The sequence below is a fragment of the Bacillus cereus group sp. Bc061 genome (assembly GCF_027715825.1).
Classification (GTDB): Bacteria; Bacillota; Bacilli; order Bacillales; family Bacillaceae_G; genus Bacillus_A; species Bacillus_A paranthracis.
In genome coordinates this window covers 649877-672134 of the sequence record NZ_JAQFTZ010000001.1, presented here as the reverse complement: position 1 = coordinate 672134, position 22258 = coordinate 649877, and the positions used below count along the sequence as shown (strand labels likewise).

Here is a 22258-nt window from a genome sequence, read left to right as displayed (position 1 = left end):
TCTTCATGAGAAGTCGACTTTATTTTTTATTCACAAAGGGGTATTAATATATGTTCCAAACTATACGCGTAGGGTTTCCTACGCTATTTATTTTGCTCATTGAGGTCAATCTTTCCTTCCCCTCTTCTACTTTTACCGATGATACTATTCTATATCAAGACATATTTCACATAAAAAGAGAAATCATTATTTACCATATTGCCCTTAGTTACTGAAACAATTATACTAGATGTAATCAGAATAAATAATCTGAATATTCTTAGAATTAAAGGTAATAGTTTTATACTCGCACATAGAGAGGTACGTTCTATTTTCCACTAAATAGATTAGAAAACGATAATAACATTAGGAGGATTACGATGCACCAACTTGATTCATTACATCCCATTATAGAAAAAATAATGAACAATATTGAAAAAATAATGGTCGGAAAAAGAAAAGAAACGATTTTAGCTTTGACAGCTCTCTTAGCTGAAGGTCATGTACTATTAGAAGATGTTCCTGGCGTTGGGAAAACAATGTTAGTACGCGCTCTTTCTAAATCTATTGATGCTGATTACAAGCGAATTCAATTCACACCTGATTTACTACCGTCAGATGTAACAGGTGTTTCTATTTACAATCCGAAAGAGCTCCAATTCGAGTTCAAGCCTGGACCAATCATGGGGAATTTTATACTTGCTGATGAAATTAATCGTACATCTCCCAAAACACAATCTGCCTTACTTGAAAGTATGGAAGAAGGCAATATTACAATAGATGGTATGACAAGACCGTTACCAAAACCATTCTTTGTAATGGCTACACAAAATCCAGTCGAATATGAGGGAACATATCCTTTACCAGAAGCCCAGCTCGATCGTTTCTTATTGAAGCTAAAAATGGGATATCCTTCACCAGAAGAAGAATTTGAAGTTTTAAACCGGATGGAAAAAACAAATCCCCTCTCCCTTTTACAAGCTATTACTACAATAGAAGAATTACTTTATTTGCAACAAAGCGCACGGGAAATAAGCATGGACAAAGCAATCAAGCATTACATTGTAAAGCTTGTTAGTCAAACTCGCTCTTATAGTTCTATACAACTAGGTGCAAGTCCACGTGGCTCGATTGCTTTAATGAAAGCTTCACAAGCTTATGCATTCATCCATGGCAGAAATTATGTTATTCCAGACGATGTTAAATTTTTAGCTCCTTACGTGTTAGCTCACAGACTCATTCTAAAAATGGAAGCAAAATTTGAAGGAATAACAGGGGAACAAGTTATTTCAAAAATCGTTGCGCGAACTACCGTGCCGACTCAAAGGAAGATGAACCTTTGATGAAACGCATGCTACGAACACTATATCACGTTTTGAAGTTATTACTAATCCCTTTATGCCTAGTGTTAACATTTGTGTACGCTATGCTTCAAGGAGGATTTGTAAGTTGGTTTTTATTTTACAGTATGGTTCCTATTGGCCTTTATTCACTATTATTCCCCTTCTACGCTTTACGGGGTGCTGAAGTAAAAAGAATAACAAATCAAAACGATTATGTAGCAGGAGAACGATTTGTAAGCACGATTACAATAAAAAGAAAATTTCCTTTCCCCTTACTTTATTTAGTTATAGAAGATGAACTGCCACCACACCTTACAAGTTGTAGACAAACAAAGATGAATAAAACAATACTCTTTCCAGGATTAAAACGAAATTTTTCGTTTCAATATGCAATTGACACAATCCCTAGAGGAGAGCACACTTTTTCAAGCATACGCGTCAAAACTGGTGATCTATTCGGTATGATGGAGAAAGAAGTAACTTTTTCAGTTCCGGATACATTTTTAGTCTATCCTCAGTATGTAGATATAACGTATCAGCAATTGGAAAACCATTTCGAGCAAGGAGCGCTCTCAGCAAATATAAATTTCACAAAAGACTCTACCATTTCTGTCGGTGTGAGAGACTATAAACCTGGTGACCGCTTTTCATGGATTGATTGGAAAGCAACTGCAAGAACAAACAACATTATGACGAAAGAGTTTGAACAACAGCGCAGCCATAATATTATGATATTCATAGACAGAACTGAGTCTCCTCTATTCGAATCAGTCGTCACATTTACTGCCTCTATTGTCAGGGCTGTATTGAAGCAAAATTCACCAGCGTCATTTGTGTCTGTCGGAAAAGAACGAACTTTTTTCCCTTTAGACAATGGAGATAGTCAGTTGCAGCAAATCTTTTGTCATTTAGCGAAAGTACAAGCGGACAGTGTATTCCCGCTCTCCCGGAGTGTAGAAATGGAATTAAGAAAAGTTTATGAGCCCGTAACAATTATACTCGTGACAAGCGATCTTTCTCCCGATATTCAAAAGGCAGCTGACTATGCCGCTATACAAAATAGAAAATTACTAGTTTTTGTCGTGAAAGAAAAACCGAATCAGCTCTCACATCGAGAACTAAATATATTAGAAACTCTACAAAAACGAAAAATATTTGTAAATGTGGTTTATGAAAACCGATATACAAACGTGTTTTTTGAGGTGAGCAAATGATAACATTACAGACAAAAAAACAATGGGATATGACTAGATTCTTCATGCATGCATGCGCATTTCTACTTTTACTAGAATGGATACGACCCCTTATAGGTATTACAAACGTAGGTAGATTAGATATTTTTGTAATATTTATAGGAATTTGCTTCACACTCTCTTTTTTTCAAACAAAGTGGCAGATTCCGATAAAGATCGTGACGATTTTATTCATCATTCATCTCCTATATTATAAAAATATTTTTATAAATCCATCTTGGCTAACGACATTTTTTACTGATATTTCTCGAAATTCCTCCCTGTTATTCCAGGGGAATTTGCTAGATATTTCTCCTGTTTTTCCAACCGTTTTATTTTTTCTATCATTTTGGTTTTTGAGTGCTTTCATCTCTTTTTGGTTGATTCATAAAAAGCGTGGATTGTTATTTCTTATATTGACTATTATTTATATCACAATTTTTCATAACTTACATTTATACAATGCAAACTACGCTATTATTCGTACTGTTGTCATCGGCTTTTTTATGCTTAGTCTTCTTCGCATAGAACGAATAAAAGAGAGTGAACACTTACAAAATTATGCTAGAGAAATCTCAAAATTACTTAGACCTATTACAATATTTATTGTATTATCAGCAACCATCGCATACCTCGCTCCAAAATTTGGTCCTCAATGGCCAAACCCAATGGATTTTTTACAATTCAACACATCCGAAGCAAGTAAACAGCAAGAAGTTTCTAAAATTGGGTATGGTTTAGATGACTCACGATTAGGTGGTCCTTTTAAAGCAGATCCTACAATTGTTTTTACAGCAGCAACGCAAAACAAACAATATTGGAGAGTAGAAACGAAAGATTTTTATACCGGAAAAGGTTGGGAAGTTTCTGAAAATCAAAAGAAGGTTACTTTTAAAAATAAAAACGACGTCGTGAGTTGGTACGAACAAAATACAAAAACAGAGACAACTAAGGCAACAATCACCATGCAAAAAAGGTATCCGCACCTTACCTATCCAGCAGGGTTAGTATCAGTTGAGGCTTCTTCCGATGTATCATACAGCGTTGACCCATTTTCAGAAAAAATCTATACGATGGACGGAGACTCTTCTACTACTTTACATTCTTATAAAGTAACATATGAGGTCCCGGAGTTTTCCATAGAAAACTTAAAAGCTGTAAAAACGAATGAAGGTCAAGAAACAAATCCTTATTTCATGACAAAGTACACGCAACTTCCCAAATCATTACCGCAGCGAGTAAGAGACTTAGCTAGTAGTCTAACAAAGGATAAAGACACCCGATACGATAAAGTATTAGCTATTGAAAACTATTTCACCGACCATTCTTTTATATATGAAACAACGAATGTCTCATTCCCTGCCAAAAACCAAGATTATGTAGATCAATTTCTTTTCGATACAAAAAGCGGCTACTGTAATAATTTCTCGACATCTATGATCGTGTTACTTCGTTCTGCTGGAATTCCCGCTCGCTGGGTAAAAGGTTATACAGAAGGAACTCTTGATAATACGCTGGTGGGTGCTGAAGGTGAGGATGTTTATAAAATCGCGAACGATAACGCACACTCTTGGGTCGAAGTATATTTCCCTGGATACGGATGGATTCCATTCGAACCGACAAAAGGATTTACGAATCCCTATAATTTTATAAATAATACTCCTGCTCCTACTTTACAAAATAACGAAGTATATAATTCTAATAACGAACCAATACAACAACGAAACAATGAAGCAAAGCTCAAAAGTTTAATAGAAGATACAGAAGAAGCTTCTACTAAAAAGATTCCAAATTCTAAAAATGGATTTTCTTGGTGGTACGTATTCCTTTCTACAATACCGATTAGTATTATAGGCTACATTCTATTCATCACTAGAATGAAATGGATTACGTTTTTTATCATTCATTTCTATAAATATCGAAAAGATGATGCCGTTTATACAAAAGCTTACGATTCTCTCCTAAAACAATTTGCGCGAATTGGTATAAGACGAGATGAGAGTCAAACATTCCGAGAATATGCTCTCCATGTTGATACACTTTACAACTCGAATGATATGCAACAACTTACTTTCAGTTATGAGAATGCTATATATCAAAAAGGACAAGCCGCAGCAGAATGGAAAAAATCCGTACACTTATGGGAAGTGCTTATGAAAAAAGCTGCTTCTCCACCTAAATCAAATGACTTCCATTCAGCGATTTAATATTGACAATGTGAATGTAAATAAAATGCCTCAAAGAACAAAATAGTTCTTTGAGGCATTTTTTAATAAAGTGAAACTCCTAGTTATTCGCCAAGTACCTTCTCAATCTCAACCTCTAAATCCACCGGCTTCGTTTGCGGTGCAAAACGCCCTACTACTTTTCCGTCTTTTCCAATTAGAAATTTTGTAAAGTTCCATTTTACTGCTTTCATACCGAGTAAACCTGGTGCTTGTTCTGTCATGTATGTATACAGAGGATGAGCCTTATCACCTTTTACATCAATTTTTGCAAACATTGGGAAGTTTACACCGTAGTTTAATTCACAAAAACTAGTAATATCTGCTTCTGTTCCTGGTTCTTGCCCTCCGAATTGGTTACAAGGGAAACCGAGTATTTCTAGCCCTTGTTCTTTATATTTATCATATACTTCTTGTAATCCTTTATATTGCGGTGTAAACCCGCATTTACTAGCTACATTTACAATAAGAAGTGCTTTTCCTTCGTAATCTTTTAACGATTTTTCTTCACCTGTAATTGTTTTAGCTGAAAAGTCATAAACTGTCATTGTCCTTACCCCTCTCTTCACTATCATTCCATGTTTATACTATACTACATTCGTGAATTTACAGCTCTTATTACGTATTTCTCTCTACAATTGAAAACGCTTTATTTTCGTTCGAAAATTCGACACAAATTACTAGACTTTTATGATGGAAAGTTTTACAATTGAATTGTGAACAAAATGTGACAGTTTATATTCTATTATTATAGAAAAGGATGGTGTTCAATATGAAAACTGCACAACATGAAACGATTTCAAATCGCGAGTTTTATTTCGTACTATATATGATGTTATTGTATGTGATTGGCTGGGTAATCGATGTAAATGGTTTATTTTTAAGCTCCTACTTTAATTTAGCGGGAGAGATTATGCTTCCATTAGTTGGCGGCATTGTTGGACTATTCGTTATGTCTATTAATAAACAACAAAGACAATAAGAACATTACAAAAAGGCAGAAGACGAAACTTTCGTTTTCTGCCTTTTTGTATTTTTAGCGTATAATAGTTACATACCGTATATAAGGAGTGGTAAAGATGAAAAAAGTAGAACAATTATCTTCTCACCTATATCTGATTGATGATTTTGATTTACAACATAATGAACGAACTGGTACGTACGTTTTATTAGGTGATGATATTACTTTAATTGAAACTTGTGCAGCCCCTTCTCTTCCGTATATTTTAGACGGCTTACAACAATTACATATTGATTTAAACGAAGTTAAAAACATTATCGTTACACATGTTCATTTAGATCACGCCGGTGCTGCTGGTTTAATGATGGAAAAATGTCCAAATGCTACTTTATATGTGCATTCTCGCGGTGCTCGTCATATGATTGACCCAACAAAACTCATTTTAGGTGCAAAAGCTGTGTACAAAGAAGATTTCGATAAACTTTTTGATCCAATTCTTCCAATTGAAGAAGAACGTGTTCATATTGTACAACATGGTGATACGTTACAAATTGCAGAAGACCGCATCCTTACATTTTATGATACACCGGGACATGCAAAGCACCATATTAGCATTCACGATTCATTAACAAACGGCATTTTTACTGGCGATACAATTGGAATTTATTATAGAGAACTCGCAGACCTTGGTGTAGAACTGTATTTACCATCAACGTCCCCTTCACAATTCCAACCAGATGCGATGATTGCTTCTAAAAATCATATTCAAAGTATGAATGTAGATACTATTTATTTCGGCCATTACGGCGCATCATCCAATGTTACAGAAATATATAAGCAACTAGAACATTGGTTACCTATTTTCGTTCATACTGGTAAAGAGGTCTTTGAAAAATATAATGATTTCGATGAAGCTACTAAAGCTTTGCAAACTGTATTAATAGATAAGGTCTCTTCTCACCTTACAAAGTTAAACGTTCCATCAGATCATTCCGTTTATAACATTTTACATCTAGATATAGAAATTAGTGCGATGGGCATTATAGATTATTTCACGAAGCAAGAAAAAGCAAACACCACTATTAAATAACCGTAAAAGAAGAGATATACAACAGTAGTTATTGTATATCTCTTCTTTTTTTGAATATATTTTGAGTAAAGGATGGTGGAATATAATGCAAAAAGTGATGCTATACCTCTGCTTTACATTATTTATCGTCTTATTATTATTTATCGGAGTGAAAATTCAATTTTATTTAGATACAGACGCACAAGTAAACTTTAACGTTTATCCAAGATTATTCTACTTTACACTCTTCCCTCTTATAGTCGGCATTTTATTACGATTCCTTCAATCTATTAATCGTGAAACAAGTAAACAAAACTGGCGCTTTCAACCGGATAAATTTATCGCCATTACTGTGCCTACACTATTCATTTCCTTTTCTCCAGCTCTACTCTTTTCACCAGTTGGTGCGTACCTACCTTATTTAGCTAATATTATTCTTATCAATACAACTTTTGTTACGATAATTAGTTTAGTAGCTGGTTATTCCCTTTTAGATTGTTTTATAAAAAAAGACATTGCAAATATGAAAAAATATAATTGATAACCAATACTTAAATGTCATTGGTTTCGGCGGTTTATTTATAAATGCAATATTACTTGTAATAGTCGCTACACATAAAAAAGGAAATTTATGTTAAACTAAAAGAAATCACGTACTAAGTCAAATTACATTTCAATCAAGGGAGAATTATTATGTATAGATTTTTGGGATTCTCGTGTCTAATGTTTCTCGCAAGCATATTTTCTTTCTTTATTCTAAGAGGGCCTAATGCAAATTTAACTTTAATTATTTCGATACTGGGTATTCTCTCATTACTCGGCATTATTTTTGCGATAGCTTCAAAGAATTGGTTATTCGGAATAGTTGGTACAGCATTAAATGGAATAATACTAGTAGTTGCATATTTCCTATTGCTAGCAAAAGGCATAGGTGGTTAATATATTTACGTTTCAATAAGAAAAGCTCAGAGCTTAGACTCTGAGCTTTTTTACTTATCTCACCTTTTCGTCTACATACTCCATAATCTGCTCTGCTTTCATAAATCTTTCTTTATATGCCTCAGGTATTTCTTCTACTTTTATTGCACCAGTTGATTTTGTCTTCACTCGTACGATTTCATGTGTCATTAAAGCTTCCATATAGCGATCAAACTCTTCTTGCGTTAATACTTCCCTACTTGATTTATGACCATTTAATTTATCAAAGTATGGTTGAAGGCCCATACTTACCTTTTTCATTTCTTCTCTTTTTGCTGATGATAATGCATCATAATCAATATTACCGTTCGAATCTCCATACGCAAGCTTTGCATTCGTTAATTTCTTCAGTTCTTTTGTAAACACTTCATATTCTTTTGTACTCATTTCATCTTTCGCTTTTGATAGCTTTGCACTAAAACGCATGTACGCCTCTAATGTCATCGTTCCAGCATGTTTTTTTAAGTTTTCAAAAGACCCGTATATACCATCTGCCATAATAGATTGATATGCAAAACCAGTTGTCGGGATTAAAAACGCCGCTGCAAGTACTCCTGCGATAAGGCGTTTCTTCTTCTTACTTCCCCCACGCTTCATTTTTATTTGAACGATTACTTTTTCTTTCAACTCCGGCGGCGCAACAATCTCCTTCGCTTCTTCTTGTATAGATTCTCGAACTCTACAATCTAAACTCATTTCACATTCCCTACCTCTCCTAAAAAGATTTCTTCTACTTGCTCTTTTTGACGTAGTTTCTTTAAGGCCGAATGAATTCTAGATTTCACAGTACCAATTGGAATATGTAATATTTCTGCTACTTCTTCTTGTGAGTAGTCGTGCAAGTACCTTAAAATAATAACTTGTTTCAATTTATACGGTAATTTATGAATAAGTTCGATTAGTTTTCGATTTGATATTTTACTTACAACATCGTTAGAAAAATCACTTTGTACCGGTTTTCTTTGCTCTTCTGCTTTTTTTATAATTCGTAGTCGCATCCACCTCTTTCTTCTATAAGAGTGAATTTGTTTAATTACAAGTCCAATTAGCCAAGGACGAAATGGCTTCTCGCTATCATACTTACGAAGCGATTCATATAGCTGTATGTATATTTCTTGAACGACATCATCTACATCCGCTTTATCATTTATTAAAAAATGTGCTGTCTTATATACTTCGTGAATCGTTACATCATATAATTCACTATACGCTTCTTTATTTCCTGATAAAGTTAATTGGATCAAATCTGTATACACTGTTTCATCCTTCATATACCACCCCTCCTTTGTCTTACACTTTATATTGGCAAGTAATCTATATTTCGTTCGATTTTTTCAAAAGTTTTTTATATAAATTAATATAATGATTCAATACGTTCATAAGCTTCACTTATAACCTTGCATAACTATTATATAATTTTCCAATTCCTGATAAAGATTTAAAATGATTTATATAGTCAAATTTAGGGGGATAAATAATGAAAGCTATCATTGTAACATCGTTCGGTGGTCCTGAAGTGATGAAATATACAGATGTGGATATGCCGGTTATTTCAGAAAATCAAGTTTTAATTCGCGTTGTTGCTACAAGTGTAAATTTCGCTGATATTAAATCACGTTATGGCAAAAAAGGAAATAAAGTACTACCTTTTATTCCAGGGATAGATGTCGCTGGTATAGTAGAACGTGTCGGCTCTCATGTGAAAAATATTCACCCTGGCCAACGTGTCATTGCTTTTCCTCAAAATGGATCTTACGCAGAATACGTTGTTTCAAATGAAAATCTTACTTTCGTTTTACCTGATGAAGTCGATTTTCAAACTGCAGCAGCATGCCCTATCGTATCTTTCACAAGCTATAATTTACTCGCAAATGTAGCAAGGCTTCAACAAGGTGAATCTGTACTCATTCATGCGGCGGCTGGCGGAATTGGCACTACTGCTATTCAACTTGCAAAACTATTAGGGGCTGGAAAAGTTATCGGTACTGTCGGAAGTGAAGCAAAAAAAGAAATTGCTTTAGAGGCTGGGGCTGATTATGTATTTTGTCATCAAGATGAAGATTTTGTAGAGAAAGTCAATGAGCTAACATATGGAGAAGGAGTGAATATCATTTTGGACTCTATTTCTGGATCTGTTTCGGAAAGAAGTTTAAAATGTCTTGCTTATTACGGTCGCCTCGTTCATTTCGGTAATGTTAGTGGTGAAATTGGCAATTTCCATACGAAAGATTTACATGCAAGTTGCCGTTCTATACTCGGTTTTAGCTTTGGAACTACACGAAAAAAACGTCCTGAACTACTCCAAGAAACTGCAAATGAAGTATTCCGTTATTTGCGTGACGGACGTTTGCAAATGAAGGCTACAAAATCTTTTCCACTCCAAGATGCAGGGAAAGCACATGAATGGGTCGAAAGTAGAAAAAGTACAGGGAAAGTAATACTAACTGTTCAGTCCTCTTCCTGAAATGAATACTTGAAACCGAGGTGTCATTCATGGGATCACGAATTATGCATGCTATTATCGCTAACGGTATTGCCGAAAAACTATGTATTCAAGATAGAACTTCTTTCATACTCGGAGGTGTAGCACCTGATGCGGTTCATTCAGCAGAAGAAAAAGGAACTTCACACTTTTACGCTGGCACAACGAAAAATTATACGAGAAGGATAGCTTTTAATTCTTTTTTTCAAAAATATAAAGCTCAAATGGATTCCCCTTTTCTCTTAGGCTATTACACTCACCTCATTGCTGATGATAATTGGCTAAGCGGCTTTTTTCTTCCTTGGCTAAAAAATAGAATAGAAAATGACGAGACGATCGCACCTATGTACTATAACGATTTTAAATTGTTAAATGCAAAGTTGCTTCATCATTACGATAAAGAACAACAGCTCTTCTCGCTTCTCAATCAAGATGCTCACATTGTCGATATTGAAGAGGTTTCTAAAGAAAATGTTTTAGAATTTCGAAAATATCTTTTTGAAGATATGTTGTATCCAAAGCAACATTTGCATGAAGACTTACAGGTGTTTACGTTTAATCAAATTGTCGGTTATATGGAAACCGCTATTGAAAAAGGAACATTTTTTATTAAACAACTCTCTCATGATAAATTCATTTCAAAGATTTAATCCCCCTCAATATGTTTGAGGGGGATTTTCACATAACAATATTATTATCGGTTCTTTTCCATAACCGCAAAATAATTCCCTTCACTATCAGCAAAGTTAAATACTTTACCAGAAGGCATAGTTACCATTTCGCCAACAGTAACATTTTTATTTTTTAAATCTGCATATAATTGATCAAGATTTTCTGAGAAGAACATTAAAGACGGTGTACCAAGATTCAATTCTGGGCTCATCTTAGAGATAACTTCTTTATTATGTAATATAATGCTCGTTTCAGCACCGTTAGTTGGAGCGATTTCAATCCATCTCATTCCTTGTTTATTATCTTCCTCTGCAACTACATGAAATCCTACCTTTTCCGTCCAAAAATTTACTGCCTCATCTTGATTATTTACATATAACATAATTTGTCCTACTTTATGGATCATTGCATTTCCCCCTAATGGTTTTTATATTCTATGTAGCTTTCTACAAATACTATCGTTATTCCTTTTGAGTTGGTATGTACTTCTTTGCAAAATTTATCGACTGACTCATCCCATCCAGTTCATCAAAATAATCATTTCTTTCAATCATGTTATATCCATTGAATCCAATTTCATCTAATACCTTGAAGAATATATCGAAATCCACTTCACCATTTCCTACTGCTACTTCAATATACTTACTTGAACTATCGCTTTTCACTTTTGTACAATCTTTAATATGAGTTTGTACTATATAATCTTTTAATAGCAATAAACCTTCTACCGGATTTTCATTTACATCACTAATTAAATTTGCTGGGTCAAAGTTAACCGCTAATCCTTTTGAATTTATATTTTCTATAAATCGCTTTAACACTATCGCTTTTTCAGATCCTGTCTCAATAGCGAAAAATCCTCCAAATCTGAACGCTAAGTCTCCTATTTCATTACAAACACGTATCATTTTATCATAGTACTCACTATTTTCATCATCAGGGATTTTCCCAATATGGGCAGTTACTATGTTAGCTCCTAACCTTAACCCTTTATCAGTAATATATTTAAGACTCTCTATTGCACATCCAGCTTCAGTTCCTATCATTCCATTTTCTCCGAAGCTAATTGCTAATGACGGGACTTGAATCTCATTAAAAGATAAGTTTTCTTTTAATGTGTTCCATTGTACCTTTGAAATGTTAGCTAAGTTGAAAGTCGAATTCATAGCATATAATTGAATATATTCTAACCCCCATTCTCTCGCCTTCTTTATTCCTTCGTTTACTTCAATATGTTTCGTATTTAAAAACATTCCTAATTTCCTATCCATATGTGTACCTTCTTTTTATTATTTCGTATCAGTTTAATATTCGACTTTTTTTATATTATTTCCTCGTATAAACGAAATAAATAAACTACCCTTTTTTCGATACTCCCAGTAAAAGCATATATATGATAGGCACATAAAAAACACTAATACAATTCCCATTATCACTTGATTACAAATAAAAAAGACGTAACTACAAATAGTTACGCCTTCCTCATCATTTATCTAGGCTTTTTCTTCCCAGTAAATGCTGGTTTCTTTTTCTTTGGTGCTTTCGGTTTTGTTTCTACAAATGATCCTTTGAACATTTCTTGCTTCGTAAATACGATACCTAGTTTTTTCGCAAATTGTAGTAATTTACGCTCTTCTTGCGGTGTTACAAGAGATACAACAGTTCCTTCTTTACCCATACGTCCAGTACGTCCAGAGCGGTGAATATATTGGTCTACTGTGTCTGGTAATTCCAAGTGAATTACATGTGTTAAATCGTCAATATCGATACCGCGTGCTGCAATATCAGTAGCAAGTAAAATTTCTAATTTTCCTCCGCGGAAAGCACGCATCGTCGCTTCACGCTCTTGTTTACTTGCTTCTGCATGAAGAGCCGCTGCTTTCATTTTACGGAATTTCAATTTCTCTGTAATTTCGTCTAAACGGAATGGGTCGTTTAAGAAAGCAACTGCTTTTACATCGCCCATATGCATAATTCTTCTTACGTAATCATTTTTCTCGCGTCGCTCACAAATGATATACGTATGCTCAACTAAGCTTTTTGACTCTGCTCGTGTTACACGTACTAATTGTGGTTCAACTGCTAAGTCACGTGCCGCATCTTCTGCAGCTTTTGTCATTGTAGCCGAGAAGAATACTAATTGACGATCGCGCATCGTAGATTTAATTACATCTTGTACAGCGCCCATCATCTTTTGTTTTACAATTTGATCAAACTCATCAAATACAATTGTTTTCACTTCATGCATTTTTAGCTTTTTCATACGAATTAATTCTAAAATACGTCCTGGTGAACCGACAATCACTCTTGGGTGTTTCTTTAATTTTTCAACTTGGCGCTTAATATCTGCACCACCAATTAAAGATGCACCTGAGATCTCAGTTCCTGCTGTAAACTTTTGAACCTCTTCATGAATTTGCATGACAAGTTCACGTGTTGGTGCTAAAACAACAACTTGTGGCTGTTTTACTTCAGGATTAATTTTATGTAAAAGGGGTAATAAGTACGCTAATGTTTTTCCTGTTCCAGTTGGAGATTCAGCTATAACGTCTTGTCCTTCTAAAATAGTTGGAATCGCTTGTTTTTGAATTTCAGTTAACTCTTTAAAACCAGCCTTCTCCCAAGCTTGTTGTAAAAATGGTTGCATATCTTTTATCATTTGTTTTTCTCCTTTATCTCTATTTTTGAAGAAAATGTTGTATTGTTCGCACCGTTTCTATCATGTGTGAAATAACAGCTATTAAATCATCAACATGGTCTTCTGTAATCGCTTTTTGAAATAGAACCTCTACCTTATTATGATATGAAATCGCTTGCTTATTATATTCGTATGAAAGTTTTTGCGTAATCATTCTTTCTTTTCCCCATATAGAATGCATGAAAGTTTCAATTTCTTCGCACATTACTTCTGGTTTTTCTATCGGGAATGAAAATGCTAATTTCATTTCACAACCTGGTGTAAATTGTGGTACTTCTAATATTTCACCAGACAAGTTCTTTGCATCTACAGATAGTGAAAATGTTGCTTCTACTAACGGTTCGAATGGTTCTGTTAATTGAAATGAAATATGATATATACGACTTAATGAAGCAAGGTCCATCATATCTTTTCGATCAGTTACAAGAATATCTCCATGTAAATCAAAATCATAAACAGCGCCTTCTACGATTACTTTTAAATTATCAAAAGCAGTTGGATCAAACATAATTTCCTCCAAAAAACAGGCGCCTTTCGATGGAAAGGCGCCACTTGATGTATATATAGTTTACAGATAAACGAGATGAATTACAACCTTTTAGAATAAACCTACTGCTTTTCCATCTTCATTTACATCCATTTGTAGTGCTGCTGGTTGTTTTGGAAGGCCTGGCATTGTTAACATTGTTCCTGTTAACGCAACGATAAAGCCTGCACCAATGGATGGTTTTAGCTCACGAATTGTAACGATAAAGTCAGATGGACGACCTAATTTCGTTGCATCGTCAGAAAGAGAGTATTGTGTTTTCGCCATACAAATTGGTAGGTTACTCCAACCTTCGCCTTCATATTGAGCTAATTGCTTACGTGCTTTCGGAGCAAATTCAATATCTTTTGCGCCGTACACTTTTTGAGCAATTGTACGAATTTTCTCTTCTAATGGTAATTCTAATTCATAAAGTGGTGCGTAGTTGTTTTCACCTTTTTCAATTTCTTTTAACACTTTTTCAGCAAGGTCAACTCCGCCTTGGCCACCTTTCTCCCAAACTTCTGTTAAGGATACCGCATAGCCACGCTCATTACACCATTCTTGTAAGTATGCAACTTCTGCATCTGTATCTGTAATGAATTTATTAATTGCAATTACGAAAGGCACACCGAAGCTTTGAATTGTTTCAACGTGCTTCTGTAAGTTCTCCATACCTTTTGCTAATGCATCTACATTTTCTTCTTTTAATTGATCTTTTGCTACGCCACCATGCATTTTAAGCGCACGAATCGTCGCAACAATAACAACTGCTTCTGGTTTAATGCCAGCTGCACGAGCTTTAATATCTAAAAACTTCTCAGCACCTAAATCTGCACCAAATCCAGCTTCTGTAATAACATAATCACCTAATTTTGCTGCCATTGTAGTAGCGATAACACTGTTACAACCGTGAGCGATATTCGCAAATGGTCCGCCGTGAATGATAGCTGGTGTATTTTCTAACGTTTGCACTAAGTTTGGCTTTAATGCATCTTTTAATAATAATGTTAACGCACCTTCTACCCCTAAATCTTTAACCGTTACAGGTTGATTTGCAAAATTATAAGCAACTACGATGCGTGATAGACGTGCTTTTAAATCTTGAATATCTGTTGCAAGGCAGAATACGGCCATAATTTCAGATGCTACTGTAATATCAAAACCGTCTTCACGTGGTACACCTTGAACCGGTCCACCAAGACCAATTACTACGTTACGAAGGGCACGATCATTTAAGTCAACACAACGTTTCCAAACGATTTTACGCGTATCAATTCCAAGTGTATTTCCTTGTTGGATATGATTATCAATAAACGCCGCTAACGCGTTATTAGCAGTTGTGATCGCATGGATATCTCCAGTAAAGTGAAGGTTAATGTCTTCCATTGGTACAACCTGTGAAAAACCACCACCTGCTGCTCCGCCTTTTAGCCCCATCGTTGGTCCAAGAGATGGTTCGCGAAGTGCAATTACTGTTTTCTTACCAATTTTATTAAAAGCTTGACCTAAACCAACTGTTACTGTTGATTTACCTTCTCCAGCTGGAGTTGGGTTAATCGCTGTTACTAAAACAACTTTACCGTCTTTCTCATTCTGTAAGCGCTTAAAAATATCAAGAGATAACTTACCTTTATAATGACCGTATGGCTCTAATTCATCTTCTAAAATATTTAATTCAGCTGCAATTTCTTGAATCTTCTTCATACTTGCTTCTTGTGCGATTTCAATGTCGGATTTAACTGTTGTAGTAGTTGTCATATACCCTAGTCCCCCTTTAATTGGTTCTGATGATATTGTATCAGTTTTTTGTATTTTCTGCACTTATTTACCTCCTAAAAATTCTTTCATTTCTTTATGCTTTTTTAACATAAATACCCATAAGAATGTTAACGATTGTTGTAACTCTATAGGAAGTTGACCTAACATCTTCTCATTTACTCCGCGCTTATATACACCGATTCCATCTACAACTTCAAAACCTTGTTCTTTCGCTAACTGTTCAAATTCCCAAGGCATCATCGTATTACAAACAACGTCTTTGCCGTATAAACGAGGATAACTGTTCTCTCTTGGCTTTGCTGTCGGCCCTAAAATTGCAATACATGCATACCCATCACTTTTTAGAACACGCTTTATCTCATTTAATGCTCGTAATGGCTCCTCGGTCCATTCTAAAGAATTAATTGCCATAATTGCTTCAAATTGTTCATTTTCGAACGGTAAGGAAGAAAGATCTCCTTTTATAAAGGATAAATCCGGTCCCTCTCCGCGCTCCTTACCTTTTTGAATCATCACTTCTGATAAATCTACTCCAACTGCTTTATAGCCCGCGCGACTTAATTTATATGTACCGTATCCATCTCCACAACCAACGTCAAGCACCTTGGCTTCTTTCTTCACATATTGTTCAAAAAATGGAATAATCGTACTCCTACTCCCACTATCCCACATCTCCTGACTATTTTGATTCCAAAACTCTGCACTACTATCCCATTTCTTCTCTGCTGATTCATGCCAATTAAATTTCGTCATACATTCCCCTACCTTCACGCTTTATCACTCATTTCATTCTACATCATTTTCCAAAATTCCTGTTTTATCTTCATTAGGAAATGTACATGCTAATAAAGGAATCTTTATTCTCCAATTTTTGCTTTACTTGGGTTTAACTCATACTCATGTTCTTCTCTTTATGAAAGATAATATAAGTACACCCAATTGAAAGAGAGGGATGTACATGCGAAGAAAGAGAAATCATCATTTTAAAAGTGGTGAAAAAAACGAAGAGTATGCAGCTGAAATATCACCAGCTGGCATTCCAATTAGACATAAACGTAAAGAAATTGCAAATGAAATAGAAGGTACAAATACCGGTGCAATGATAGGCTATGTCGCTTTATTTCTTTCGCTTTTCTCCATTGCATTTTATCCGGTTACACTCGGTTCTCTTGCGATTTTAGTTGGCTTATTAGCTGTCAATTTTGGAGCAAGAACACTTGGATATACAGCAATTGGTTTTGGTAGTTTTTCTGTTTTATTTACTTTACTTTATCCGCTTGCTTTGTCAGCGTTTTAAAAAAACACACCAAGTTATACTTGGTGTGTTCATTCGTGATACAACATAATATGACCGCATCCACAACAATGCTTCGCTGTAATTTCTTGAAACACTGGATAATTTTCTTCATCCCGATGCTCAATAAATACCTTTTCAAATCGATACATATTTGGCGCATATGCCCAATCTTGTTTCGTACGTGCGTATAATGTAGAAGAGAAAAACTCCTCACCGCCACAAACAATACATTCCTTCTTCATCAATATCCCTCCTATGCTTGTCTTACTTCATCTATATGAACATAAGCATAAAAAAAAGACCTTCTATTACTAGAAAGTCTTCTCTGAAACAAAAAGAAATGTACCAAACATTCCTACCCCGCTATATTCTTTTGTAACATCAGCTTCTGTTTTAAATGTTTGCTTTACAGTCATAAAGAATACACCATTTCGTGCATCTGTACTTTCAAATTTTAGTTTTTCTTTTTTACCATCTACATTTTGTGTGCATTCAAAACTACCCTCGTCACATTTCAATGCATACTTATCTTCTAGATACAATTTAAAATCTGATTCTTTCGGACAAGTGATAAGTAAAATTGCCACAAGAATAATACTTACAATACCCACAATTGTATAATATTTCTTCATTTGTACTCCTTTCAAAAGACAAGAAAACTTGACTGCATGCGCCAAGTTTTCTTAGTCCACAACCCATTGCCACTCTTGTTCTTTCTTATCAAAAATAAGCCAACCAGTCTCTGTTGCTTCTTCTTTCAATTCATCGATATTATCTAGTACCTCATCCGTACTTTCATACGAACCGACTACATAAACTGGAATTTCAAGACCCCTTCTTGACTCAATTTTCCCTGCCAGATCAATATAAAGACCATCTTCCATTAATGGAATAAGCCCCATAATCACTTCTTTTGAAATTGCTGGGAAAATTTTTGATTTTTGGAAGAAAGAAAAACGTTTCTTACCGAAAGCACCGAGTTTATAAGGAATAACTTTACTTAACATTCCTACAAAATCAGCAATTCTACGATAATACACTTTGTTGTACCATCCGTCATCATGTGAAAAATAAACAAATCTATTTTTCAATAACGGAAAGAACGTTCTTGCAAGTGGTTCTTTTTTGTGAGCCAAATATAAAAGCTCTGCAATTTCTTTTGGCTCTAGTTCATCTAAATCGCTTGCATCATCAAAATCTACCCAACAAAATTCATCAAATTCATCAATCTCTGCTTGAATTAACTTATGTATATTTTCTTCCTCAACATATTCAAATAAAGTATGATAATGAAAATCTGTCCATTCAAAATTATGCTTTAAAAGCAACACTTGATGAAGCGGTGAAGGGATGTTACTTGCAAACTCTTTAAACGTAATTCCTGATGTAATAAAACAATGACCTCGACGATTACCATTAATATATATCATATTCTTTACTTGGTCAGATCCTCCAGACAAAGCACCTAGCCACCTTCGTTTTATATGTTTCAATTCTATAGCATATTTTAACATGAAAAATTTTAGAAACATAGAAAAAACTTCAAAAACTATTTACAATTTCATGTGTTTTATTACATAGTGATTACAAGAAAAAACACCTGCTTGTAAGCAGGCGTTTTTAAAGGATTTCATCTGGGTTTTGAGGATGATGATTTCCCTCTTTCTTTTCATCTTTTTGGAACATCGATTGAATTTTATCAATTGTTTGTGGAGCTAATTCAATCATTTTCTCTGCTAAATGTGTCGCATTTTGCAAATGAAGAATATTTACTCCATCTTTATTCACCACAAGAAATGCTACTGGTGTAATAGAAACACCACCCGCGCTACCGCCACCAAATGCAGGGTTACCGTTCGCTCTTTGTCCATCATTCGTTTGGAAATCAGAACCTCCTGCTCCAAAACCGAACGCTACTTTAGAAACCGTTAACACTACACCACCGTCAGCCGTTTGAACAGGCTCTCCAACAATCGTATTTACATCGACCATTTCTTTTAAATTTTCCATTGCCGCTTTCATTAATCCTTGAATTGGATGATCCACCGTTCATAACCTCCTTTGTCATATCTTTCCTAGTTTTTCCGAAAGTTTGTGAACTAAACATAAAATTTTATATTGATTTCAAAAAACTTAAGTTGTAATATTTAGAAAAATAAAAAAAGAGGTCGATTCGTTATGATGCGAAAATTAACAAAGAAAGATCATGAACAAGTATTCGCTTACCTAAAAGAAGAAGCAGCCCTTAACTTGTTTATTATTGGAGATATTGAAGCTTTCGGTTATGACACAGATTTTCAAGAATTATGGGGCGTATTTAAAGAGAATGGAACATTAAAATCAATTCTACTCCGATTCCACGATTCATTTATACCCTATAGTAAAGAAGAACTTGTTACCACTGATTATGAGACAATTCTTTCCGCATATAAGCCGCTTAAACTCTCTGGTAAGTCAACTATTGTAGAAAGGTTTGAAACTGCTTCCAGTCTACAATTAGGCTCCAAAAATGAAATGTATTTTTGCGAATGTATAGATGCCGACAACTTGCCTAGTACGCCTGCCCAAGAAACAATTAAACTTGCCAAACTAGATGATGTAGAGCGAATTATGCAATTAAGAAGTAGCATCGATGAATTCCCGACTGCTCATGAATCAGAAAAAATTTTAAGGCAAGCTCTCGAAACAAATACAGGACGTACATATTATATTGAAAAAGACGGTGCAATCATCGCATCCGCCTCTACTTCCGCTGAAAATTCATTATCTGCAATGGTTGTTGGCGTATGTACACACCAGAATTACCGCGGAAATGGATTTGCTTCACTCATATTACAAAAAATGATTCAAGACTTTACGAAAGAAAGCCGAACACTTTGCCTGTTTTATAACAATCCAACTGCTGGACGAATTTATAAACGACTAGGGTTTAAAGACATTGGGATGTGGACGATGTATCGATAATAATAAAAAGCCGATTTAAAATCGGCTTTTATACATATTGTGCTATTCCAGCTTCAAAAGCTTTCTTATCATTATTTTGACCTATTTCATTTATATAAACAGAATTTATTTGTAATTCAGGATACAACCTTTGTAAATACGCAACATACTCATTTTCTTTTCTCATTCTTTCTCTTCTCCCGTTCAAACTATTATTCTCACTTCAAAGTCATAATGATCTGTCTTTCAACAAAACCAAACTGTTCGTACATCTCTTTTGCAAAATTTCCAGCAAATACATTCAAACGAATTTCTGAATAATTCTTTTGTAATTCCTTAATACCAGCCTCCATTAACTTTCTTGACAATCCTTTCCCGCGGTACTCTGGAAAAACATACAATTCGTATATAAACCCTAGTTTTTCATGAGAAAAATAGTCCGTATTTTCCCCTATTAATATCCAACCCATTACAACGTTTTCTTCTTTAACGACTAAATAATACGCTCCCTTTTCTACAATCGGCCTTGTAATTTCAATCGCTTTCTCTGTATTTAAACGACAATTTCCCCTCGTACCTTCAAAAAGCGATTGAGCTGCATATTGTATTATTTCGTCCGTTTCTTCCCGATTTGCCTTTTCTATCATTTTTTACAACTCTCCTCTTTAATAGGCATTAATATCGCTCGTTCAAGATCCTCCGCTTCCATAACAATTGCCATCAATCCCTTTTCTGTACTCGTTTCATGAAATTCACCCTTCTCCCAAAACACAGCTTGTCCCGCTTCCACCTTCACTTTTTCTTTATTTGCCCCGCATACATATCCTTCTCCGTCCACAATAAGAAGCAGTTGCGATACAACTGCTTCATGATATCCAATTATTCCATTCTCTTTTAAATGCATAGCACCGATATGTATATTCCCTTGATGGTTTACTATTTTCGACATTATGAAATTAGATTGAAATGCTGTAATTTACTTTCCTACTTTTTCACTAAAATCAAAGATTTTCACTTCTAGTCCTCCTTATATGTATAAAACCATCCTTACTGTCTGCATCATATGTCCTTCAAAATCTTCTTCAAATTCTTCTAATTGTGCAAAACCTTTCGCTTCATAAAAACGTTTTCCTTTTTCATTCGCTGCTTCTACATGAATGTATAGTTTCCGAATTCCTTTTAATACTGTTAACCCTTTTTGTAATAAAGCACTTCCTATCCCTTTCCCTTGTTGATCTGGTAACAAATAAATTGCTCCTAATTCTGCTTCGTTTTGCAGTCTAACAGGTGAAAAATTTGCAAAGCCAATGACTTCTCCCTCTTCTTCTGCAACGAATAAATGTGTATTCTCAAGACGATATTTCATTTTTTCATCAGAATAAGCCTCGTCTAAAAAACTGTCTTGAATCTCTCTCGGAATAATGCCTTCGTATGTATCATGCCAAGCTATTTTCGCTACTGATTGTACAGCATGAATATCTTCCTGCTTCATTTCTCTAATTACATATGTCATCTCGATGTCTCCATTCTCTTTAAATTATATTCTGCTAATATACGAGAAGAAATGGCAGAACCATTTTCATAATTCACCTTTATTAATTTTAATTTCTAAATTGAAGCTGTTGCATGATCAAATTTTTCATAAATATATTCCATTACGCTTAAAAACTGATTTGTATGTAATCTATTTGCAATCGTACAATGCGGAACCCACTTTCCCGGTACGTAATATGAATTTGGGTTGTCATGAAAATTGTTAAAATAATCATGATAAGAATGATGAAATTTTAACAATGCATCAGTAACAGTCGGTGCTAGAAAGACCGTTCCGTTAGTAGGAAAAGTTCCAATAGAAGGAAAAGTTACTGGATCCATATTTTCTTGAATAGCTACAAACTCCCCTAATTTCTCCTTATACAAATGAACATTTAACTCATTATAATCAGCTAACGTAATATGAGGTTCTGCTCCGGCTAATTGATTTGTGCCAATGATATTTGTTAATTCATTTTGCAATTCTGTAATTTTATTAGTAAATACACGATCAAATGTAGCAATAATAGCGTACATA

At 34.7% G+C, this 22258-nt stretch carries 28 protein-coding genes and 1 pseudogene; 11 read left to right on the top strand and 18 right to left on the bottom strand.

The window, feature by feature from the left end:
- Positions 1-359 precede the first annotated feature (359 nt).
- The 3 genes from PDQ40_RS03505 to PDQ40_RS03495 are packed head-to-tail and all read left to right on the top strand — an operon-like array spanning position 360 to position 4761.
- Positions 360-1322 carry an AAA family ATPase gene (locus tag PDQ40_RS03505; protein WP_071742409.1) on the top strand — a complete coding sequence of 321 codons (963 nt, stop codon included), beginning with the start codon at positions 360-362 and terminating at the stop codon, positions 1320-1322.
- Positions 1322-2536, top strand: a complete 1215-nt coding sequence (locus PDQ40_RS03500; RefSeq protein WP_229136375.1) for a DUF58 domain-containing protein — start codon at positions 1322-1324, stop codon at positions 2534-2536. The genes PDQ40_RS03505 and PDQ40_RS03500 overlap by 1 nt, the downstream gene beginning before the upstream one ends.
- Positions 2533-4761: a transglutaminase TgpA family protein gene (locus PDQ40_RS03495; RefSeq protein ID WP_229136376.1), complete on the top strand. Its 2229-nt coding sequence runs from the start codon at positions 2533-2535 to the stop codon at positions 4759-4761. The genes PDQ40_RS03500 and PDQ40_RS03495 overlap by 4 nt, the downstream gene beginning before the upstream one ends.
- A gap of 83 nt (positions 4762-4844) precedes the next feature.
- Here the strand turns inward: PDQ40_RS03495 and bsaA are convergent, their stop codons facing one another.
- On the bottom strand, positions 4845-5327 hold the full coding sequence (bsaA, locus tag PDQ40_RS03490; RefSeq protein ID WP_000219435.1) for a glutathione peroxidase: 483 nt from the start codon (positions 5325-5327) through the stop codon (positions 4845-4847).
- A 224-nt stretch (positions 5328-5551) separates the two neighbouring features.
- Here bsaA and PDQ40_RS03485 point away from each other — a divergent pair, with 224 nt between their 5' ends.
- From PDQ40_RS03485 to PDQ40_RS03470, 4 genes are all read left to right on the top strand, one after another.
- Positions 5552-5761: a DUF3925 family protein gene (locus PDQ40_RS03485; RefSeq protein WP_000844978.1), complete on the top strand. Its 210-nt coding sequence runs from the start codon at positions 5552-5554 to the stop codon at positions 5759-5761.
- Between the two features lie 97 nt (positions 5762-5858).
- The gene (locus PDQ40_RS03480) at positions 5859-6830 is read left to right on the top strand and encodes an MBL fold metallo-hydrolase (RefSeq protein WP_270691233.1); all 972 of its coding nucleotides are present in this window, start codon (positions 5859-5861) and stop codon (positions 6828-6830) included.
- Between the two features lie 85 nt (positions 6831-6915).
- A complete protein-coding gene (locus tag PDQ40_RS03475) occupies positions 6916-7350 on the top strand; it encodes a hypothetical protein (RefSeq protein ID WP_270691232.1) in 435 nt (144 codons plus the stop codon).
- Between the two features lie 152 nt (positions 7351-7502).
- Positions 7503-7748 (top strand): hypothetical protein, encoded by a 246-nt coding sequence (locus PDQ40_RS03470; protein ID WP_000285551.1) that lies wholly within the window; start codon positions 7503-7505, stop codon positions 7746-7748.
- Positions 7749-7802: 54 nt separating this feature from the next.
- Here PDQ40_RS03470 and PDQ40_RS03465 read toward each other — a convergent pair whose 3' ends face one another.
- Positions 7803-8483, bottom strand: a complete 681-nt coding sequence (locus tag PDQ40_RS03465; RefSeq protein WP_000050664.1) for a DUF3600 domain-containing protein — start codon at positions 8481-8483, stop codon at positions 7803-7805.
- A complete protein-coding gene (locus PDQ40_RS03460) occupies positions 8480-9058 on the bottom strand; it encodes a sigma-70 family RNA polymerase sigma factor (protein WP_000651121.1) in 579 nt (192 codons plus the stop codon). Before PDQ40_RS03460 ends, PDQ40_RS03465 begins: the two co-directional genes overlap by 4 nt.
- 206 nt (positions 9059-9264) lie before the next feature.
- On the opposite strand from PDQ40_RS03460, the gene PDQ40_RS03455 reads away from it, so the two are divergent.
- Together PDQ40_RS03455 and PDQ40_RS03450 are read left to right on the top strand one after the other, a co-directional pair.
- Complete coding sequence (locus tag PDQ40_RS03455; protein WP_000644143.1) at positions 9265-10251, top strand: quinone oxidoreductase family protein; 987 nt, start codon at positions 9265-9267, stop codon at positions 10249-10251.
- Positions 10252-10280: 29 nt separating this feature from the next.
- Positions 10281-10919: a zinc dependent phospholipase C family protein gene (locus PDQ40_RS03450; protein ID WP_000535596.1), complete on the top strand. Its 639-nt coding sequence runs from the start codon at positions 10281-10283 to the stop codon at positions 10917-10919.
- Positions 10920-10963: 44 nt separating this feature from the next.
- Here PDQ40_RS03450 and PDQ40_RS03445 read toward each other — a convergent pair whose 3' ends face one another.
- The 6 genes from PDQ40_RS03445 to PDQ40_RS03420 all read right to left on the bottom strand — a co-directional run bounded on the left by PDQ40_RS03445 (position 10964) and on the right by PDQ40_RS03420 (position 16700).
- Positions 10964-11347, bottom strand: coding sequence for a VOC family protein (locus PDQ40_RS03445; RefSeq protein ID WP_000581474.1), 384 nt, complete (start codon positions 11345-11347; stop codon positions 10964-10966).
- A 55-nt stretch (positions 11348-11402) separates the two neighbouring features.
- On the bottom strand, positions 11403-12212 hold the full coding sequence (locus PDQ40_RS03440; protein WP_000375197.1) for a sugar phosphate isomerase/epimerase family protein: 810 nt from the start codon (positions 12210-12212) through the stop codon (positions 11403-11405).
- A 218-nt stretch (positions 12213-12430) separates the two neighbouring features.
- Positions 12431-13600, bottom strand: a complete 1170-nt coding sequence (locus PDQ40_RS03435; protein ID WP_000588613.1) for a DEAD/DEAH box helicase — start codon at positions 13598-13600, stop codon at positions 12431-12433.
- 19 nt (positions 13601-13619) lie between these two features.
- Positions 13620-14147, bottom strand: coding sequence for a hypothetical protein (locus tag PDQ40_RS03430; protein ID WP_000460208.1), 528 nt, complete (start codon positions 14145-14147; stop codon positions 13620-13622).
- Between the two features lie 90 nt (positions 14148-14237).
- Positions 14238-15926, bottom strand: a complete 1689-nt coding sequence (locus PDQ40_RS03425) for a formate--tetrahydrofolate ligase (RefSeq protein WP_012644371.1) — start codon at positions 15924-15926, stop codon at positions 14238-14240.
- Between the two features lie 63 nt (positions 15927-15989).
- Positions 15990-16700 carry a class I SAM-dependent methyltransferase gene (locus PDQ40_RS03420; protein ID WP_000160037.1) on the bottom strand — a complete coding sequence of 237 codons (711 nt, stop codon included), beginning with the start codon at positions 16698-16700 and terminating at the stop codon, positions 15990-15992.
- Between the two features lie 205 nt (positions 16701-16905).
- On the opposite strand from PDQ40_RS03420, the gene PDQ40_RS03415 reads away from it, so the two are divergent.
- Complete coding sequence (locus PDQ40_RS03415) at positions 16906-17244, top strand: hypothetical protein (protein WP_001253199.1); 339 nt, start codon at positions 16906-16908, stop codon at positions 17242-17244.
- 29 nt (positions 17245-17273) lie between these two features.
- Here PDQ40_RS03415 and PDQ40_RS03410 read toward each other — a convergent pair whose 3' ends face one another.
- The 4 genes from PDQ40_RS03410 to ytfJ all read right to left on the bottom strand — a co-directional run bounded on the left by PDQ40_RS03410 (position 17274) and on the right by ytfJ (position 19290).
- Positions 17274-17486, bottom strand: coding sequence for a hypothetical protein (locus PDQ40_RS03410; RefSeq protein ID WP_000711202.1), 213 nt, complete (start codon positions 17484-17486; stop codon positions 17274-17276).
- A gap of 69 nt (positions 17487-17555) precedes the next feature.
- Positions 17556-17876: a hypothetical protein gene (locus PDQ40_RS03405; protein ID WP_000761177.1), complete on the bottom strand. Its 321-nt coding sequence runs from the start codon at positions 17874-17876 to the stop codon at positions 17556-17558.
- Positions 17877-17927: 51 nt separating this feature from the next.
- Positions 17928-18704, bottom strand: a complete 777-nt coding sequence (locus tag PDQ40_RS03400) for an oxalate:formate antiporter (RefSeq protein WP_000014090.1) — start codon at positions 18702-18704, stop codon at positions 17928-17930.
- Between the two features lie 160 nt (positions 18705-18864).
- A complete protein-coding gene (gene ytfJ / locus PDQ40_RS03395; protein ID WP_000349987.1) occupies positions 18865-19290 on the bottom strand; it encodes a GerW family sporulation protein in 426 nt (141 codons plus the stop codon).
- Between the two features lie 132 nt (positions 19291-19422).
- Here ytfJ and PDQ40_RS03390 point away from each other — a divergent pair, with 132 nt between their 5' ends.
- Positions 19423-20208, top strand: a complete 786-nt coding sequence (locus tag PDQ40_RS03390; protein WP_000984764.1) for a GNAT family N-acetyltransferase — start codon at positions 19423-19425, stop codon at positions 20206-20208.
- Between the two features lie 28 nt (positions 20209-20236).
- On the opposite strand, the gene PDQ40_RS03385 is transcribed toward PDQ40_RS03390, so the two are convergent.
- The 5 genes and pseudogenes from PDQ40_RS03385 to PDQ40_RS03365 all read right to left on the bottom strand — a co-directional run bounded on the left by PDQ40_RS03385 (position 20237) and on the right by PDQ40_RS03365 (position 22257).
- Entirely contained in the window at positions 20237-20374 is a 138-nt protein-coding gene (locus PDQ40_RS03385) for a hypothetical protein (RefSeq protein ID WP_001224478.1), read from the bottom strand.
- 31 nt (positions 20375-20405) lie between these two features.
- Positions 20406-20834 (bottom strand): GNAT family N-acetyltransferase, encoded by a 429-nt coding sequence (locus PDQ40_RS03380; RefSeq protein WP_076856555.1) that lies wholly within the window; start codon positions 20832-20834, stop codon positions 20406-20408.
- Positions 20831-21163, bottom strand: coding sequence for a cupin (locus tag PDQ40_RS03375; protein ID WP_270691398.1), 333 nt, complete (start codon positions 21161-21163; stop codon positions 20831-20833). Before PDQ40_RS03375 ends, PDQ40_RS03380 begins: the two co-directional genes overlap by 4 nt.
- A 51-nt stretch (positions 21164-21214) precedes the next feature.
- Positions 21215-21700, bottom strand: a complete 486-nt coding sequence (locus PDQ40_RS03370; protein WP_000222822.1) for a GNAT family N-acetyltransferase — start codon at positions 21698-21700, stop codon at positions 21215-21217.
- Positions 21697-22257 (bottom strand): annotated as a pseudogene (locus PDQ40_RS03365) (2'-5' RNA ligase family protein). The gene PDQ40_RS03370 and the pseudogene PDQ40_RS03365 overlap by 4 nt, the downstream one beginning before the upstream one ends.
- Between the last annotated feature and the right edge of the window lies 1 nt (position 22258).